The organism is Rhodococcus sp. AW25M09 (assembly GCF_000333955.1).
Lineage (GTDB): Bacteria > Actinomycetota > Actinomycetes > Mycobacteriales > Mycobacteriaceae > Rhodococcoides.
On sequence record NZ_CAPS01000135.1, the window covers coordinates 32,319 to 50,872 of the forward strand.

Annotated in this window: 16 protein-coding genes and 1 pseudogene; 1 reads left to right on the forward strand and 16 read right to left on the reverse strand. The window is 60.7% G+C overall.

Going from position 1 to position 18,554, the window contains the following annotated elements; genetic code table 11:
- Nucleotides 1-3: 3 nt before the first annotated feature.
- From RHODMAR_RS24780 to RHODMAR_RS24840, 14 genes are all read right to left on the reverse strand, one after another.
- The gene (locus tag RHODMAR_RS24780; RefSeq protein ID WP_008720321.1) at nucleotides 4-1,176 is read right to left on the reverse strand and encodes an ATP-binding protein; all 1,173 of its coding nucleotides are present in this window, start codon (nucleotides 1,174-1,176) and stop codon (nucleotides 4-6) included.
- Nucleotides 1,177-1,554: 378 nt separating this feature from the next.
- On the reverse strand, nucleotides 1,555-2,553 hold the full coding sequence (locus RHODMAR_RS24785; RefSeq protein WP_198289533.1) for a hypothetical protein: 999 nt from the start codon (nucleotides 2,551-2,553) through the stop codon (nucleotides 1,555-1,557).
- A gap of 32 nt (nucleotides 2,554-2,585) precedes the next feature.
- Nucleotides 2,586-2,711 (reverse strand): hypothetical protein, encoded by a 126-nt coding sequence (locus RHODMAR_RS29460; protein ID WP_269744645.1) that lies wholly within the window; start codon nucleotides 2,709-2,711, stop codon nucleotides 2,586-2,588.
- Between the two features lie 47 nt (nucleotides 2,712-2,758).
- Nucleotides 2,759-2,965: a hypothetical protein gene (locus RHODMAR_RS24790; RefSeq protein WP_008720325.1), complete on the reverse strand. Its 207-nt coding sequence runs from the start codon at nucleotides 2,963-2,965 to the stop codon at nucleotides 2,759-2,761.
- A 149-nt stretch (nucleotides 2,966-3,114) separates the two neighbouring features.
- Nucleotides 3,115-3,750 (reverse strand): hypothetical protein, encoded by a 636-nt coding sequence (locus tag RHODMAR_RS24795; protein ID WP_008720328.1) that lies wholly within the window; start codon nucleotides 3,748-3,750, stop codon nucleotides 3,115-3,117.
- Between the two features lie 82 nt (nucleotides 3,751-3,832).
- On the reverse strand, nucleotides 3,833-4,351 hold the full coding sequence (locus RHODMAR_RS24800; RefSeq protein WP_008720330.1) for a hypothetical protein: 519 nt from the start codon (nucleotides 4,349-4,351) through the stop codon (nucleotides 3,833-3,835).
- Between the two features lie 238 nt (nucleotides 4,352-4,589).
- Complete coding sequence (locus RHODMAR_RS27185) at nucleotides 4,590-6,518, reverse strand: hypothetical protein (protein WP_008720333.1); 1,929 nt, start codon at nucleotides 6,516-6,518, stop codon at nucleotides 4,590-4,592.
- A gap of 33 nt (nucleotides 6,519-6,551) precedes the next feature.
- Nucleotides 6,552-8,258 (reverse strand): DUF3732 domain-containing protein, encoded by a 1,707-nt coding sequence (locus RHODMAR_RS24810; protein WP_198289534.1) that lies wholly within the window; start codon nucleotides 8,256-8,258, stop codon nucleotides 6,552-6,554.
- Between the two features lie 322 nt (nucleotides 8,259-8,580).
- Nucleotides 8,581-9,114: a three component ABC system middle component gene (locus RHODMAR_RS29640; RefSeq protein WP_051048268.1), complete on the reverse strand. Its 534-nt coding sequence runs from the start codon at nucleotides 9,112-9,114 to the stop codon at nucleotides 8,581-8,583.
- A gap of 33 nt (nucleotides 9,115-9,147) precedes the next feature.
- On the reverse strand, nucleotides 9,148-10,209 hold the full coding sequence (locus RHODMAR_RS24820) for an ABC-three component system protein (protein ID WP_051048269.1): 1,062 nt from the start codon (nucleotides 10,207-10,209) through the stop codon (nucleotides 9,148-9,150).
- Between the two features lie 308 nt (nucleotides 10,210-10,517).
- Nucleotides 10,518-11,693: a site-specific integrase gene (locus RHODMAR_RS24825; protein ID WP_008720342.1), complete on the reverse strand. Its 1,176-nt coding sequence runs from the start codon at nucleotides 11,691-11,693 to the stop codon at nucleotides 10,518-10,520.
- Nucleotides 11,694-12,002: 309 nt separating this feature from the next.
- Complete coding sequence (locus tag RHODMAR_RS24830) at nucleotides 12,003-12,284, reverse strand: transposase (protein WP_157226208.1); 282 nt, start codon at nucleotides 12,282-12,284, stop codon at nucleotides 12,003-12,005.
- Between the two features lie 259 nt (nucleotides 12,285-12,543).
- Entirely contained in the window at nucleotides 12,544-13,254 is a 711-nt protein-coding gene (locus RHODMAR_RS24835) for a ParB/RepB/Spo0J family partition protein (protein WP_232433755.1), read from the reverse strand.
- 168 nt (nucleotides 13,255-13,422) lie between these two features.
- Complete coding sequence (locus RHODMAR_RS24840; RefSeq protein ID WP_008720348.1) at nucleotides 13,423-14,112, reverse strand: ParA family protein; 690 nt, start codon at nucleotides 14,110-14,112, stop codon at nucleotides 13,423-13,425.
- Between the two features lie 1,749 nt (nucleotides 14,113-15,861).
- Between RHODMAR_RS24840 and RHODMAR_RS24845 the strand changes: the two genes are divergently transcribed.
- Nucleotides 15,862-16,341, forward strand: coding sequence for a hypothetical protein (locus tag RHODMAR_RS24845; RefSeq protein ID WP_157226209.1), 480 nt, complete (start codon nucleotides 15,862-15,864; stop codon nucleotides 16,339-16,341).
- Between the two features lie 137 nt (nucleotides 16,342-16,478).
- Here the strand turns inward: RHODMAR_RS24845 and RHODMAR_RS24850 are convergent.
- Together RHODMAR_RS24850 and RHODMAR_RS24855 are read right to left on the reverse strand one after the other, a co-directional pair.
- Nucleotides 16,479-17,491, reverse strand: a pseudogene (locus RHODMAR_RS24850) (helix-turn-helix domain-containing protein).
- A 198-nt stretch (nucleotides 17,492-17,689) separates the two neighbouring features.
- Nucleotides 17,690-18,352: a TetR family transcriptional regulator gene (locus RHODMAR_RS24855; protein ID WP_081606108.1), complete on the reverse strand. Its 663-nt coding sequence runs from the start codon at nucleotides 18,350-18,352 to the stop codon at nucleotides 17,690-17,692.
- Nucleotides 18,353-18,554: the final 202 nt, after the last annotated feature.

Sequence of the window (18,554 nt, forward strand, 5' to 3'; positions counted from 1 at the left end):
AGCTCAGATAATCGGTGCGTTGGGTTGGCGGCGGATGAAGTCCGCCATCCCGGGAACGGTGAAGGCAACCAGGCCGCGGGCGGGAGACCAGATCAGCCCTTTGCGTATGCACGAGTCACGGTGCGGTGCCATCGACTGCGGGTTCGATCCGAGGGCCTCGGCGAGGGATGCTGTCCGCGGAGTGTCGGTTCCGCTGCGCGCGATGGCAACCAGATAGCGTTTTTCTGCTTCGGTGGCCCGTAGCCACCTTGAGCTGTAGAAGCCGGCATCGAGCGAAGCGTGGCCGGTGTCGACCGCGTCCTCGGCGTCGGCGAGGGTGAACGGGGATTGCTGGGCTGCCTGCCAGAGCTCGTGACCGAACACCTGAAGGAAGTACGGGTATCCATCGCTCGCCGCGACGACGTAGTCGGTTGCCTCGGCGTCGATGGCCTGGTTCAGTCGGGTGATGGGTGTGGCGAGCGCATCGCGGGCCTGATCGTCGGCGAGCGGACCGATGGTCCTGTAGTCGAACTGGCGCTCGGCGTACGACCGTGCATCGGCCAAGGCCTGTGCAAGGTTCGGCAGGCCTGCGCCACACACGAAGAACGGCCATTGGCGCTGGGCTGCACGGTGCTGGGTCGCCAGGATCACCTGCAGCAGCGCAGGTTCGAGCTCCTGCATCTCGTCGATGAACAGCCCCAGCGCGGTGCCGTCCTTGCGGAGTTCCTCGGTCAGATCTTCGACGAGATCCTCGAATTCGACCCCCAAGGTCGGCTTCTCGGTACCGGCGGAGCGAGCGAGCTCGACTCCGACACCGAACGCAGTGGCGGACACCGAGAACTCTTCGGTCAACTGCCGGATCTTGTTCGCGACCGGGCCGGCGAACTGGCGACGACGTACAGCGCGGGAGATGTCCTTGGCGATCCGTCGCCGCAGCGCCTCGGCACCTTCCACGCTGGTCTGGGCCTCGACCTCGACCACCACCCAGTTGTGGCGGCGGGCTTGATCCGCCATCGTCGCCAGGAGTGTGGTCTTGCCTACCCCTCGAAGTCCCTGGAGCATCAACCCGCGGTCGTAGCGCCGCTGTTTCGTACGCGCGACCAACAAGTCGAATCGTTCGAGCTCGGCGGTGCGTCCGACGAGCTCGGGTGGGCGGGTGCCAGATCCTGGTGTGAAGGGGTTCAGTCCGTACTCCATGCACTTAGACTATCGGATCGTATGCATGTGTATTAGATTTTATCTTATATTTGCGGATACAATCTGATATAGCGAACGGCTCGGCGCAAATCCAGGCGCACTACGTCGACAAGCTGTACCCGGCGCGGAAGCAAGTACTGCGACGCCTTTGCGCTGTCGCTGTCGGCTGATGGGGCGGGAAGCGGCTACCGCACCGTCAAGAAATGTTGACAGTGTGCCGGGATGCAGTGCTGGGCCCCGCAGACCACACGTCATTCGTCGCCGACATGAATTCAGGTGCCGGCCCGCGTTGCGGCAACGAAGGTGGTGTCCGGCTTCTGCGCTCGATGAGGTGTACGACGGTGGGGTCTCGGTCCGCTACATCCTGAGCCCAACGTGTCAGGTGCTACCACCGCTGGCGGATGAGTCGAGGAGTTGCAGGGTGCGTTCGAGGAGTTTCTCGATGCGGTCCTCGACGTCGTCGACCATGTCCGGCACATCGGCGAGTGCGGTGTGTGCGCGGCGACGTGCCTCGACACCCGAGCGGTAGTACCCGGAGTCGAGCTTCGCGGCGACCAACTCCGGAGCGGTGATCGGCTCACTCCGATCGGCACCGTCGGACGGTCTGATGATGGGGCGACGTGGAGTGTGCAGCGGAGAAACGCCGGTGCGGTGCCTGGCGATCACCGCTCCGACCTCGGCCGCGGTCAACGCCGTGACCGGCAAAGGCAGGTGGCCCCACCGGTCGATCGGCACCGCGACCGGACCAAGGCGCTGCGGCAACCCGGACATATCGGGAAACGTGTTGCGCTGCATGTGTTCTGCCAGCAACGTTGTCGAGGGGTAGCACTCGGAGAACTGCAGGACCGTGTGCCACCGGTGCCATATCGAGGCTGGCTCGAAACCAGTGGCGCAGTTGGGGGCGATGCCGACTCGATGGCGGCCGTCGATCCACACACTGCCACTGTCGGTGGTGATGTCGGTGCGGTCGAGTTCTGCAATTGCCCTGTAGGACAAGCCGGCTCCGGCGAGAACCAGAAGGACTGCGTCGCGGCGGCCGAACAATGCAGCCGTCGATCCGGAGATCGGCAGTCGGGCCGCGATCGTCTTGTACTGCTCGGCACGCCGAATCGTTCTGTTGCTACGTACCGAGTTCAGTGCGATCCGGATCGAGGTGACGCGTCCGGGAGCGGGATGGCCGGCGTCGAGGTGAGCGCGGTTGATCGCGGAAACCCGGCGCAGCTGGACCGCGTCGCCGGCTGGGTTTTCGGCGAGGAACTCCGCCAGCGTGATCGGCGACGCGGGTAGCGCCTCGACGTCGGCCGCAGCGCACCAGTCGACGAACAGCGACCACTGATAGCTGTAACCGCCCACCGTGCTGCCCCGTCTCGGTGTCACAGTGCGACGGTACCGGGTTGAAGGCCGACCGATCAGAGGCAGCCGCCGAGGGTCGTTCCGCCGCGAACGTGGGGCGCATGCGCGTCGACGGCATCGCTGTCGACGGTCGATGGTGCAGGTACGCCACAGGCATTGATGTCGGCTTGCGATGAATCCACAGGACGTAACCAGTCCTGTGGATTCATCGTCTGTACGTACTCGAGTCTTACTCGGCGAGCTTGGCGATCGACTGCGCCCAGAGGAAGTACTTGTTGCGTCCGAGATCGCCGATGGTCTTGATGTTGAATGCGGCCTTGAGATGCTCGGCATCGCCAGGGCTGACGCCCTGCAGTGCTTCGACGGGTGCGTCGACGAGCTCGGTGAGTGGCTTGTCTTCGTATGCTTTGTCGAGCTTGTCAGCGATTCCAGCCATGGAGGTGCCTCCTTGCGTCTCGGATAGCGGTGCCGGTTCGACACCGCCACCCGAGGGTACGGAACGCCCACTAGAAACCGTTGCGCTGCAGGGACTGCGCCTCGGCGAGCGCGTCGAACGCGCTCTTTGAGCCGTGGCCTTCAGAATACTTAGAACGGTGGGTACGTGGTGGGATCGTCCAGCGTCGTATCAATTCGTGCGGTGCGAAGAAGATCTGAGATAGCGGACTCCCCGGCGCCGATGGTGGCGAAGTGGGGGTCGACATCGTTGGCGATGCACCACGCACGATCGGCCGGCCACACAAACGCAGGTATCGGCAGCTCACCAGAGTCGTCCCGGGCGTCCTTCCACGTCGACACGTCCTCCGCAGTACCTCGGAAGAGGTAGCAGGGCCGCTCCGGGATCGAGACTGTCGCGGCCCTCAAGTGGTCGAGGTTTTCGTAGCCCTCCCAGATCAGGAAATAGCACTCGTCCACAGTCGTGGTGAACCGGGCGAGGGCGGAGACAGTGATTCCGAGCTGGGCGATCCCGGACGGTCCGTCGTTGGTGAAATCGGTGTCCATTTCGCGCTGACCGTCGTAGGTCGGGTCCGGGATGAACCTCAACCGTGCGTAGCGCTCGTACCCCGACGGGCCGCGGGTGACCAGATCCCACCAGTCGCGTCTCTGATCGATCAACCATCGAGCAGGTGAGCCGTCACGACACGGAGTAATGGTCACCTGGACTCCGCCGTCTGCCGACAACGCGCCTGCCCGCACGACACCGGCGAGCGTGAACGGCAACACCAGGTGTTTCGGAGGGTGGCCGCTCCAAGGCGGGCCGTCGCTGCCCGTACTGCCATCTCGGCGCTCTCGCCCTGCCGCAACGTCATTCGACGATGTCCCAGTCCAGCACCCCGTTGTCGACCGCTGCTGTGTACCAGCCGATCGATATCCGATCGGTCACGGCCAACCTGACGTCGCGAACAAATGCTTCCAAAGACGGCCAGGTCGGCACACCCAGGTGCCCGCCGTCGTCTGATCGGTACGACACACTCCCCCGCATCTCTCCCGAACGGGTGTCGCAATACATCAGATTCGAATCCCAAGCCGCGATAGGGACGTACCCCGGTAGGAACAGGTGATCTTCTGCCTCGACGCCCGCCTCGACCAGGTTGTTGACGATCTCGGCGTAGGTCCCGTCGTACATATCTGGTTCTGTTGCAACGATATCCGCCATAACTTCGACCATGTCGGAATGCCGCTGAGGTATCTCCACGACCTGCAGCAGACGTCCAGCCGGAACGACGAGTCCCGCGCCGCCGACCTCGTTCTGACCGTCGTGAAAACCGAAGAACTCGCGAAGCTCGTCCGGCCACGGAACCGTCGCTGCCTTGGCCCGCTTCACCGCGCTCGTCGACGCACATGGCCTGAGCGTTCGCGCCGTCACCGGCGCGCCACGTCATGCAGCGCAGTCACGAGGAGGTTCCACTCATGAGTCAACGACATTGCCCGACCCTACTGCGCAGAGGACTCTTTCAATTATCGCAACGCAGATCGCTTCGCAACAGTTACCGCACCGTCAACGGATGTTGACGCTGTCCCCCCCTACGTTGTCGGTGCGGGATGCTGAGGGGGCATTCGACTCAGGAATTGAATAAGTCTTTGAGCTCAGCTTTTTGTCTCAGGTCGTCGGCTCGCTGCACTTCTGCGAGTCGTCGTTGGTCCATGACGGTTTGCACGTCAGTCCCCGACAGGGCAGAGGTGACGGCATGGCTCAACGCTTGCAGCGACAGCGCCCGGGCGAAGTCCACTACTGAGTCGCATGCGGAGGGCGAGAGCGGCCCTCCGTGGATTGCTGCATTGCGGGTGCGTGTGAGTCGGGCTACTCGAACGTCGACCCGACGTTCTTCTTCGTCGAAGGCATATTGAATCGACCGACCTGAGCTGAGTATGTGTTCGACTTCGCGGAGTCGCCGAATGAGTGGGTGCTTCGTATAGATCGTGTTCAGGTCTGCGATGTAGCCCAGCGCCTTCAGTCGGTCAAAGCTCGTTCGCCATGTGCCGCCTTCGACTTCGTCGCGGATCGTGTCGAGGACAGGTTGAGGTGACGCTGTAGGAGACGTGTCCGGGAGGGTTCGTACGATTGCTTCGAACGTTGTCTGGGTGGCGCGCTCCAGGAAAGCCAACCTGGTGTATTCCTCAGCGAGGTAGGTCTTGACGAACTTGTACCACTTGTCGGTGGCACGGGTTGCCCACGTGTTGAGGTGTTCGATGGCTCGTACCGCTGCCATGACGATCGACTCGGAATCGTTGGCAGACTCGATCTGGTCGATCAGTAGCTGAACGGGCCGTAGGTGGCCGGCTACTTCGGATGTGATGATGTACCCGGAGTTGGAAAGAGCATCCAAATTGGCAGCGGTACAGTCATTTTCCGGAAAGATGGTGGTCTTCCGGCGGTGTTTGGGACCCCAGTCGAGGCGCGGCATCCTGCCCTGGCCGAATAGGAGCTCGCCGTTGAGGACCGTCCAAGTGTCCTTGGATGGACGGGTAAGGGTCAACAGGGCATCGAGGTGAGCGCGGGCTTTTGCCCCCGCGAGATGCGGTTCGGCGGAGGGAATCACGACTCGCGCGTACACGAGCCCCGGTTTGTGCTCAATACCTGTGTACTCGTCTATCTCCCCCGACTGCTGAAAGCTGCTGATCCGATCTGTCAGGAGTTCCTCGGGCACCACGGGGAATATCTCGCGGGCCACGTCATGGTCGATGATCCCACCGGCCAGCACTTGAGCTGGGTAAAAGGTGATGTTGTCATGTGTCAGGCAGCTGAGCGCACGGGTGTATGCGTCTGCGATTCGGAACCACACCACCGACTCAGTACGTCGCGCTCGTCGCACGATCCAACGCTCGGACAGATCCATTCGTCCAGGGTCATCGAGACCGGTAGGACGTGACTGGTGGCGCGGGTCGAACTCGAAGGCTTTGTCCCCCAGCGCTTGCTGGGCTCGGCTCACCTGATGGCCGTGGTCGAAAAGAATACCGACTGCGGTTTGGGACGTTCCCCAGGGTCCGTCATCTTGTCGCCTGTGTCTGATCAGCGCGAGGAGATTGTCCCGTAGGAACGCGATACGGTCGTACGGGTAGACGAGATGGTCGTCGTTTTTGCACGCTGCCACCAGGTCGCGCCAAGACGCGAGAAGGACGATGTCCTCGTCGAGGAGTGCATGCAGGGCTATCGCGTAGCGGGTAACAAGAGCACGTTTGGTGTCGTCGACGTTAGGGTTCTTCCCGTTACGCGGGATGAACAGTTCGTTCCGGATGGCGTCGAGGATCGCTGTGATCGGTGTCGTGAGAATACCTGCCATCTTGGGGCCCAGGTATTTGAGGGCGTCGTCGAGGTCGGTGGCGAGCGACCGCCAAGTCCAGTAGTCATACTTGCCAGGGGCCGCACAGATGTCGCAAATTTCGGAGCTGATCGCAACCAGAGTCATGTATCCAGTTGTGTGAGTGATCAATCCAGCGGTGTTGACGTGGCTGTTCAGTTCTTCCAGCCAACGAGCGTGCTTCTCGAACATCTGCGTCCTAGGGGATCGATGGTAGTGGGAGCCTCAGGCATCTGTGGCGTCCGTAGGACCAGTGTCGGTCCACTCTGCAGGTACTAGACGCGTGCCGTCACGCCATCGATGGACCACTGCGTCTTGGAACCACTGTTCCTCCGCTAGGTCGGCGTGATCGCTGACGATGATCTGCATCCGCGGAGCCAACTCCTCGACCACATCACGCATGACGGTAAACATCGCCAACACTGCGGCGCGGTCTGCATCGTCTACGGCCCCGGCGTTCTTGGCGATCTCTGACGGATAGAAGGCTTGTGTCGGTTGGTCGATCATGAGGAAGCGCGGTACTGGCCGGTTGTTCTCGACGAAGTACTGGTGTAGTGCCAGGTGCGTCGCGAGATGATAGCCAATCCAATTCGCGGCACTACCGATTCGCTGAAGGGGCAATGGTCCATCACTGGAGTCGGTTACCACGGTGAGGTTCGCGAGGTCGAGACGTACACCGTTCTCGACGTGCTCAAGACCCAGTCGTTGCGCCAGTTCGGTCATAGTGCGACCGACGACGTTCAGCCTTGATAGCAATTGCTCCCTGTCGATGTCGGGATCGAGTTCGGAAAGGAGTCGGGCCACTCGTTCGTTGGCGCTGTCCAGGTTGCCGCGGAGGCGAACCAGCGCATCGTTGGTGCCTGTTGATAGGACGCCCAGTAGCGCTTCCACACGCCCCCGTGTGTAATTCCTGGCGGCGTCAGCCTGTCGGTGAAGTCGAATCGTCTCGTCGGCCGCGTCGAGGGCCTGAACAGTCGACTCGACCGCCGCCAATTCTTGGCGGAGCCTGTCGGCCTCGGTTTCGATTGCTACAAGAACATGTCGGTGAGAACTCGGTGCAGCGTCGAGAGATGTCAACTCTTCGCGCAAGCTTTGCAGCCGTTCAGCAAGATTGGTGAACGTCGGGTCGGGCTCCACCAATTGCGATGCGCACACTGGGCACGAGCTTGTTACTTCGGTCGTTTCGCCGTCGCTGGTCGGCAGGAGTTCGAGGCTGGTCAGGCGTCCCGCGTGAAGCTCAACCGCTTCAGTGAAATCGCGTTCGGCGTCAGCGCGGTCGAGCAGCAGGTCTCGGTCATTCATCGCTGCTTCGAGCTGGTCGCGTAGATCTATACGACGCGCTATCAGCGCTCTACGGCGATCTCGGAGTTCCTCTGACTCAGGGTCAGTCGATGAGCCGGCCGCGGATGGTGCCTCTTCGATGTCCGACGCAGACGCATAAACCGCCTCGCGGAGAGCCGCGATGATCTGGGGGCTTTCGGTCAGATGCTGCTCATTCGTCAGTCCCGCGGTGTACGCCTCCTCGAGCAAGCCCCGGAGATTTGCACCCACCGCCGCGGCCTCTTCCTCAGCAGCGTGAAGCGCTGCCTCTGCCCGGCGCTGGGCACGGTTGGCATCTCGAAGTTCCCCCTTTTTCGCAGCGGCATCAGCGGGGACCGCGCCGAGGAAATAGGGGATGGTGTCTTTCAGGTGCTGGGCCACCGTGTACTCAGCTTGCCGGTGGAAAAGCAGGTTCTGGTTTGCGATCTCACCTTGGTCTTGAAGGCATAACCAAGATGCGTGGCCTAGGTGTGCCTCGAATGGGGTCTGACCGACCCCTCCGCCCTTGGGCTCGATTACGTTGTCGGAAATACCTATTCTGCGCCCCAGTTGAAGACGAACGTTGCCACTGTCAGCATTCTCGACCAAGTCTGCGTGGTCGAGTAAATCCATGGTTGGTCCACCGAACTCAAGCATGGCTCGCTGCGTCGATGCTTGCCCCTTCGGAGGGGCAGGCCTACCTACGAACGCACGAGGACCGTCGGGTGCGTCGGTGAGCTGCCACAGCGCTCCGTACCAAGCGACCAAATCAGTGATCGGCCCTGCGGGCACTAGGTATGTGTCGCGTCCGAGACAAAACTCCGTGATGGCGAGCAAAGCGCTCTTACCTGTTTTGGATTCGCCGGTAACGATGTTGAGTCGGCCCGGGGTGAATCGCACGTCTCGGCGGCGACCATCATGCGCGTAAAGCGCCAGCGCTAGTAGCTGCACACCCTTAGACTTTCACACCTAGTAGAGCGAACGCGGTAGCAGACGATTCGAGCTGAGCAAACCATCGACCGACGAAGCCTGCCTTCGAAATTATCTGGGTGACGTCACCAACGACAGCCGGTCGGCGACGCAACTGACCTGAGAGGTGCGGACCGTCCAAATGGAGAGCGCCGCAGCGTAAGCCAAATCGAATGCCCTCTCTGACTGGTTCTGTGAGTGCTTTGGCGCGGGCGCCAAAGCCAGCCGCAAGCAGAGGGTTGGACGTCACCCACCGGGCGAGGTGCGAATCGACGCGCGTCGGTAGTGAGGTCCGCGTGTCACGGTGAAGTACCAATGGCACAACCAAAAAAGACAACTCGAAGGGCATGAGCGTATGGTCGCGGCGCTCGTACTGCACTGCGGCTGCGGCGATGGCTGCGGCGATAATGGCGGGGTTCAACAGATCCGCTACGGCCGAGCTGCGCTGACTCCACGGTTGCATTTGTAAAGATTGCCACGAAACCTTCAAGGTAGATCGAATCAGGTATGTGGCCCACATCGTGTCGTGTTGGTAATTTCGATGAATCGGCCTTTACTCGGCGGGTAGCAATAGTGCGGCGAGGTGTTCCTCGAAGTCGGGATGCCAACCGATGGTCTGAGTCTCTGCTAGTGCATGCCGGCGTCCGCGGGCGTGGAACGGTTCTTGGAACTTAGCCCGGATAGAAAGGGTCGAGTTTCCGAGCGCGTGCAGGAGTTCCCGCCCGGCCGCTCGTTTCTCCGCCTCAGCGGCGTCGACGGGGAGGTTGGAACACATGTGGTCGAACTCTCGCTCCCATTCGTCAATGAGGCGCGTGGTGAACTTGTTCAGCTCGTCGTAGTCGACCAGATGGATGTCGAGCCAACGGGTCTCCTGGAGGTACGCCCGCTGATAATCGATAATTGCTCTATTCAGCGGACGAGGCGCAAGATCAAGAAGTGTCAGCTGGCGCACGTACATTCGATGCTCGTGTTGCAGACTGGCTGGATCGATGTCCTCTGCTTCGATGAGCGAAGGCAAATTGTCCCTCGTGTATTGGTCACGTATCCGTTCAAGCGCAACGAGCATCTCCGTGACCGACATGGCCGGCCGCGCACCCTTCAGCATGTCGATGGCTGTCCGACCCCACCAACCCCAAACCTGATCGAGATACGTGCTGAACTGATCAGTCGGTGCACCTGGACGAAGCAAGGCAGCTACTTCATCCTCGACCCCGTCGAGGTCCGCGGACTGATCCGCGATGTAGATCCGGCCAACGAAGGTTGCACGTTCGGTAGGGTCCAACCGGAGAAACTGCTCCCGGGATGCCTTCGTACCTTCTGCAGTCGAATCGCGCGCGGTTTTCTCCAACCGCGCAAGCGCAGACGTCACGTCACGATCTGACACCCGAAGGTGGGACGCCGCAGACCCCGAACCGGCGGTGCTGTTCGTGACAAGGGTAAACACCGGGCCGTACACATCGCCCGCCCGCCCAGCGTCCATCCACACGCGCAGGGTTCGCCACATGTCATCAGATGCGTCGGTCAGGTTTCGTAGTGCGGAGACATGTAGCTTTAGCTGCTTTAGTTCCGTCGGTGTACCGTCCTGATCCCACGCAATGTCGTCGAACATTTCCATGGTGAGACTTCGGCCGGGGTTCGTGGCGCGTGATCGCAGGAGCTCCAGCAGACCCCACCGCGTCTGGTGAAGGTAACCGAGGGTGCTTGCAGCCGCAGAGTGATCGGTGTTCGACAATGGTCCCTCAGTCATGTCGTCACGCTCCCATCCAACTTCTTTTCACCCCTCGGCTACAACTTATGCGCGTCCGATATCAACGGCCAGTCATACAACAACCGTCACTGAAGGGGCTGAGATCATTTGCATCTCGACTGCCCACCGTAGGCAGCTGACGGCCGATCAGTACCGGGTTGAGGGAAACCGACTGGCTACAGCCCTATCTTGGTGACCGCGTTCCCCATCAGCGGCGCATGCTCGCGTCGGTAAACCTCCACCGAGTTAAGGCTGGCGTGACCAGTCTGACGTGCGATAGCGGATCCGTCGGCACCGTTACGAGTGCCTTGGGTGACAAACCCTGCGCGAAGCGAGTGCCCGCCGAGCTTGGCAACGACGGTGGGGTCGTAGCCTGCTTGCTGCGCGCGGCGTCTGATGCATTGGTGGATTGCCGCCCCGGACAGTGCTGTGGTGCTGAGGTTCCCGTTCTTGGCGATGGCGCGGAATATTGGCGCGCGCGCAGCGGTGCGGGGCACTCCCCCACGGCAGACGTGAGCGTCGAACGGTGCTTGCTTTCGGAGTAGGCGGATCACAGACGGCCTGCCACCGACGTCGAATGCGGCGACAAGCTGGATCCAGCGGATGTAGGCGCATGGTGGGCAGGTCTCGTGGGAGTCGGTGTACGGCAGGGCCTTCACCGCTCCCCTGCCCTCTTGGTCGGTTTTCGACTTCCGCAGCCGCACGTGCAGGCCGTCGTGCCGGTGCACGGTCACGTCCCCACACACCAGGTCGGAGAGTTCGCTGCGGCGGAATGCGCCAGCGAACCCGAGTAACAGAATCGCGGAATCGCGGCGTTCGAGCACCTCGTCTGCCCACCCGCGGCACTGTTCGCGTGCTGTCTTGATGAGGAGCTTGATGTCGTCCACCAGGAGCGGGTCTCGCGGGGTGCGGGGCCGGTCCCCCGCGGCGGCGTACTCCCGCCGAATCCCCGACAGCGTCGCAGTAACCAGTTCGTGCGCGGACGGAGACATATGCCCGGTTGTGCGGTGTTGATGGTTGATCGCGGCGATCCACGTGCCGAAGGTGGCAACGGCGTAGGCCCGCTCTCCTGCTTCGGTGCGGGTGTCGGCGGCATCGACGAGATAGGCGGCGATGGTAATCGGGTGCGCCGGCAACGTCACGTGACCATTCGTCTCGCACCAGGTGGTGAAGCGTCTCCACGCCGCTGCGTAGGTTTTGCGGGTTCCCTCGGACCGGGAGGAGTGCACGGCACTTGCGATCCGCTTCGCGACGGCGGGTGGGATCTCCGGCTCGACCGCGACCGACCTGCCAGTGTCGGCAGTGCCCGCAACAGTGGTCACGGCCAGTGTTCGGCCTGGTCGGAAGTCCATATCGGCAGCCTAGCGCAGGTCACCGACACGCCTGCAGCGCAAAACTGTGCTGAGCTGGCATTTTGCCTCAGACGGTGCGGAAAATGCAATTTACATTGCTTTAATCCTAGAAACTAAGGGTGACTAGTAATAACCATTGATCAGAGTGGCAGGTCCCCGATATTCGGGCCACCGTGGCTCTAGAACACGGTGGCCCGAATATCGGGGACCTGCCAGAGCGGGCAAGCCCAACAGCTTTGCACGCCAGACGTTTCGACAGACTCATGGTGTTCACGAGCATGTCGACGGCGCGGCGCTTTGCAGCTGGGCTCAGAATTTTCCCTTCGCTACCTCCCGCAGTGCATCCTTCTCCAGCTCGGCCTCGGCGAGCAGGCGTTTGAGCTTGCCGTTCTGCTCGCGCAACTCTTTGAGTTCCCTCGCGGCATCGGTGTCCATCCCGCCGTACTGACGACGCCAGTTGTACAACGTCGCCGCCGACACCTCGAGCTCCGCCGCGATCTCCTCCTGCGTCTTGCCCGCAGCAGTGAGCTCATCGGCACGGCGCAGCGTGCGCACGATGTCCTCGTCAGAGTTCCGCTTCCGTCCAGCCATGTTCTCCATCGTCCTATCCGCCCAGCTCATGGGCAACAAGACTCCAAAACGAGATGGCTCCGTTCACTGGGGACACGCCAAGCGCGCCTTTATCAGCCCCGCCGGGGCGCGAGCTGACGTACTGCGCATCTGGCACACACCGGCGTAGCTGGGCGGAAGTGGCCGCTCCACTCCCCCATCGTCCGAATCGGATGATTAGCAACAGGGCCTCGGCGGAAGAACTTCTTCCGCCGAGGCCCTGTCGATTTGAAAAAGTGCGTCAGATGTCCTGAAGCGTATTCACGAGCTCGCGTATGTCTTCCTCGCTGAGCGCTTCTCTGATCACTTCTGCCACTGACTGGGGATCGCTTTTCAGTTTCGTCAGTGCCCGGACGGCGGCGCTGCGGGATGCTATCTGCTTGTCAGCATCGGAGGGGCGGCGTGGCTTCTTGTCGTCTGCTTTCGGCGATGGCGGGTCCTGCTGGCGCGAGGCCCACTTAGCAACCTGCTCCGCAGACGGAATCTGCGCCAGCGCTCGAGCGTCTCGAATCGCGAGATCGCCCGAACGCAGTTTTTCCCGCAACTCAGGCTCTAGTTTGAGCAAGGCGCGCCGCTGCGAGATCCAGCCTTCTGAGCGTCCCAACTTTTGAGCGGCCTTGGTGGCGCTTCCGAGTTCAGTAACAAGGAGGTTGACAGCTTCTGCCTCTTCGATGACGTCAAAGTCTTGCCTGTCCAGGTTTTCAACTATTGATGCCCACAGGATGGCCTCTTTGGATGATGCGAGGCTGTCCTGAACGACTACATCCATTCCCTTGCGGCCATACTTCTCGCTCGCAGCAAGCCGGCGGCAGCCGTTGACCACAACCCAACGTGCAGAACCGATGATGGCGACATCCTCTGGCCAAAGATCGAGCCATCGTGCGCTCGTAACAACCGTCCCAGGTTGAAGCTGCCGCTCTGCGATCGTGGCCAGATCGGCGAGGTCCCCCACCGCTGATCGTGGATTCCGAGGGTTGGCTACTAGTTCGGACAAAGGCACGTCTGGTCTAAATTGGCCATCCACAGGGATGGTTGCATCCACAGGCGACCTATCCCCTACCGAACCAACAAGACTAGAAAAATCGACTCGGCCGCCTCGGGACTTCTGTGAAGTAGCCACTTACTTACCCACTTCCAGCTCGAGGCATAGGCGTTGGAAGTCCTCGCGTGCCTGCAGCGATGCCCGATTCGGCGGGTACTCGGTAACCACTTGCCCTTGAGCTGCGGCTCGACTGTGCACCTTATAGTGCCGAACAACTGTGTTGGCGAGTGGCCAACCTTGCGCTTGGACGAAAGCTTCGGTCTGCTCGAGATCAACTCGGCCGTCTCTTGGATCCCAGTTGTTGATGACGACAATGAACGGGATTCCCTTCGGCTCAAGCACTTTGGAGATCGTGCGGGCTGTCGGGTCGAAGCTGAGTGGCTCCGGGACGATCGGGACAATCGCGAGATCGGTTACTGAAAGTACAGTGTCGAGCGCTTGCCCTGAAGTGCCGTTATCTACCGCCCCGGGGCGATCGCCAATCCAGCCCGGAGTGTCAACGTAAACGTGCTTGATTCCATCCAAGTTCGGTAGATGCCGGAGCATCTCGGGGTCGTCGATCTGAGTGACCCGAAATGGAAGGTCTTGCACTCGTTCGGCCCACCACACTGCTGAGCCCTGAGGGTCTATGGATGCTGCCAAAACTGGCGATTCGCTTTGCTTGGATCCGGATCGAGTCAGAACGTCATTTTTGACTGCCGCCAGGTTCATTGTGAGGGTACTCTTCCCCACTCCGCCCTTCTGGCTAATTATTACGTGTACGGGCATTGAGCCCACCTTCCGTTTGCTTCACCGCGTCGCGGCTACTTCGGTGTGGTGTTCTTGCGATGATCTTTACCGCGGTAAAGATCCGCGAGAACGCGTAGCACTTGGAGTTGCTTGCGCCCTCAAAATGTACATCACGAGGCGCGCTGAGTCCTCGGTTAGAGCTTCGACTCGCCGGAGCATGTATGTGATCCGGTGGATAGCCCTCCCGCCGGGCGTCGGTGCTCACCGGCTCGTTACCGCTGCAGCATTTCTTACCGTCGAGCCTTTACCGCGGTGAACGTCGAAATCGCAGAGAAGGCGGTGCCCTGCCTGTCTGATTCACCATCTAGGTACGGGCAAGCCAGATTGCCGCGTCTGAGCGGATACACCTACACGCCGTTGCATAGTCGTGCGATGGTTCTGCCATAGGTGCAGCGGCCTGAGTGCTGCGGCTGGTGGCCGTCTCCCAACATAGGCTGGGTCGCTGGTCGGTTGAGCAGTTGTCAGGAAGGTTCGGTGCGGCCAGGTTCTGTCCGAAGTTGCGATCTTTACCGCGGTAAAGATCGGATACTTTGACCTAGCTGCAGTGCTGGGCAAGAGCTATTGCAGTTCGTGTAGGTGTGGTTGCATGTTGTTGCAGTGCTTTGCGATCTTTCGCGACCAGGAATTCTGATGCAGTTGCTGACAAAGTCGGAGTTAGTGTGCAATCGTTGTCGGGCGGGTTTCGGACAGTGCCAAGTTGGTTAACACGCCCATTCACGATGGGCGGGTCGTTACGCTATGTTTCCGAGCGGCCGCTGAATCCATGTCTTTACCGCGGTAAAGGGCGGCCTCGCACCGCCGGATGTTAATTGCTGTTCATGCGGGTGAGCCGTGGAAGGGGGAGGTCTAGTGAGTTCGCGTTCCACTATTTGCCATCCCGGCAATTTCAGCCATCCCGTTGCATGCTGGTTTGGCCTGAATTTGTACGGTGCACTTTTGTAAGTGCAATCGCGGTTGGTGCGCTCATTCGTGACCCAGTATCGAGGATATCGGAACCCTACTGTCTTTTGTCACTGTGACGAAAGGACTCGAGTTCAATTCGGGATTTACTGTTTCCGGGGCGATGTCCTGAAAACTCACAGTGCCTCTCCAGGGGCCAGTTGGAGGGCGCAGTCCTTCGAGTGGCGCTATTCGATGGGATCCGCTCTGACGGGCTTGGCCCGCGCTGGGGGAGTGGCATCGTCTATTAGCCCCGTGGTTGAACAAGATCTATGTGATTGCCGGCTGCCGGGCCCCGCATGACGAAGAGGCTGGGCAACCCGATCCGCTTCCTTGTGATCTTTACCGCGGTAAAGGCCGGTCGATAGGGGGCTTGTGCATGTGGAGCTGCACGCTAGCCGTCGAGGTCCCTTTATGGCTACTCGGGCGTGCCTCCGAGGAGGGCCTCAGCGCCATGTTTCGTTGAGGCCGAGTGAGATGTTTGGAAGGCTGCATCATGATGTTGATGGAGCGATATAGCTGCGCACCAATGGGATTGCGGAAATATGGGAGTCGACTTGTGAGGTGGGGGCACGAAAGGTCTTAGCCTGGCTCCTTTGGATCGAATGCTTCATAATTGGAGGAGTGGGACGGAAGTAGCTCAGGTATTGCATGACCGACGTGGCGGTTGCGTAATACATAGTGGGATACAGGTTTCGATTGTATCGCGGTGCGTTCGATGCGATACTGTTGGGGCAGTGGGCGAATTGAGATCTTCACTTGTGCGATTCCATGAGTCGCCAATCCTGTTTGACGTTTGTCATCCGGGCGTATCCGAGCACCCGAATGCTCGCCGACGCTCTCGATGCCGTGGACGGCACCGGGCTCGGCGGATACGACCGGTATTTCGACCCGGCCGGTCAACAGCCGCTGTCGACTGCGATCGACCGGTGGGGCCACACCCCGTTGGCTGCGACCCCGCTGACCGCCCGTGCGGTAGCGGGCATCGTGCGAATGCACCTGGACGGACGGGCACCCACCCACCTGCAGCCCATTGCGCGGTCACAACAGCCGGAGCAGATCGCGGCACCGGATCCAGTACCGCGGGTCCTATTCGACCCCGGCTACTACGAACGCGGAACGCTTGCGCGTAGACACGCCCACGGGCTTCTCGACGACGTGGACTCTGTCCTGGCCGATGTCGAAACGCGCGCGGACAGCCTGTTGGAAGCACTCGTCGACTTTCTCGAATCGGAGACTGCACGCGTGCCGGCCGATACCGTCGAGTGACAAGTGGTTCGTACTCGGGTTTGCACACACTCTTCTTCTCGCGGCAGGGTGGCGGTGACGTCTCCGAAATCTCCGCGATGAAGATCGACCAGGCCGCGGACGAACGAGGCATCGATCTCGACCCCGTTCTGTGGGGTCTACGTCGAATCGGGGTCGTCCGAGAGTCGTGGGTTTCGGAAATCTTTCGGAGAGCGTCCGGTCCAGCGTTTGAAGGCATGAGAGAAGTTGGCGAGGTCGCTGTATCCGAGTTCAGTAGCGATCTCGCTGACCGAAACCGAGCGGTCGAGGAGCCGTAGCATCGCGCGCTCGTACAGCAGCGATTGGCGCACCTTGCTGTAGGTGGTTCCTTCTTCGGCAAGCCGCCGTTTCAACGTGCTGCTGGACATTGACAATGCTTGTGCAACATCATGGTTGGTCCGCTGTCCGAGGTCCTTTTCCAACAGTTGCCTCACCTTCTCGGCGGATGTCATGGACCCACTCCGATGGGCGAGCGTTCGCTGCAGATCAGCGATAGCGAGTCGATATGCGAGAGGGTCCGAGAACCGACAAGCCTTGTTGAGGGTGTCCTCGGGTACGTGGACGAAGGAAATCGGAGCGTCGAAGAACCGGCGATTCGACCCCGGACCTTTGTCGTGGCTCGCCTCGGTCGGCTCCGGCCAGCTCAGATGGAGTGCCACCGGCGAGCATGACCAGCAGTCGTAATAACGCCGCTCACCGTAGGTGATGACCAAGCAGTCCAGTGCCGAATCCCCTGTATGCGCAGTGAGCCCGACGATCAGACCGTAGTCGCCAGCGTGGAACTGCGACTTCAACGCCGTGGAGATCAATGGCAGGTATGTCAGGAGATCGACGATCTCGGCGACCGAACCAGCGCTGATCAAAGGTGAACTCAGGGGCCCGAACGATGTCAACTGGGCCTGCTCGGCAAACGCAAATCCGAGTCGAGTGGCTTGGGCGATATCGAGTCGGGGTAGACCTCCCGAAACCACCGTATCGGTGCCTGCACGTCATGCTGAATGAGCGTCGCTTCACTGGTTCCTCCGCGGTGCATGATCGCACGAAGACGCGCGGCGGCGTCAGGGTCGAGTGCGCGGCGTTCGAGCAACTGAACGAACGCAAGCGGTGGCACACCCTCGTCGCTCAGCTTCACGATGATCCCTTTGACCCGAATTCACAAGTTTATGACTCCACCGAACATAGCCGTCGCTGGCGTTTGCGACGACGCTTTTGTCGATCACGCCAGGAACTGAGGTGGTGGCACGCCGGACGGATTCTTGTCCGGAAGGGCGCTATGAGTCTCTCGGGAATGGGGTATTGCGTGACACAGACCGGCGGTACACCGCTGTCGCTACTGTCGACCGAATCGAGTCGTCTTGCTCAACTCTGGATGGGCTTGTGAATCTTGGAACCCCTCGATGTACGGAGCGAGTAGGTCTGCGATATCGGTGGCGGTCTGGGCTGCGTCAGTCGGGGGCCGTGAGACATACGCCAAGGCCATCTGAACGATGGACGTGCTCAGGATATCGGCTTGGCGTTTCGGGGCTTGCACCCAGCATCGCTGAAATGTGGCAGAGAGGTGATCTGCGGCTCGCTCGACAAGCTGGGTGCTGTCAACAGTAATGAGCCGCAGGAGGTCTGCGGACGCGTCTTCTTCTCTTAGCGATCTGACCAATGGGTCACGTTCGGAGACGGCGAAAAACGCAACCAAACCTCGGGCGAGCGCCAATCTGATATCGCCAACACAAGTGTAGAGGCCATCGTCCACCACACTGACCAGCCGATCGGTCAATCGTATCGCGTAGCTCTCCGCCACACCGCGCCGGGACCCGAACTCGTTATAGATGGTCTGTCGAGACAAACCGGCTTCCTTCGCGACCTCGGACATGGTCACCGACTTCCAACTTTGCCGCAGCAGGAGAGCGCTCAATGCGTCTAACGCGGTCGCACGAAGCAGAGTGGTTGCCGCTGTCCGGTAGCTACCATCAGGGCGCGCAGTGTGGACGGAACTCATGAATAGAAGTCTAGGCGCGTTCGGACATTGGTGGTGGGGGATGATGTTGCTGTCGCCAGCGCGTCGATGCTGCCAGTGATGCGACGAGTGGCGTTATCGGCGGGCGAACGAATCAGGCGCAGCGTTGAGCCGAACACCTACGAAGAACTCATCTGTTCTTTCGGTAGGTTTCCCGAGCGGCGTGCAGCGAACGCAGAGCATG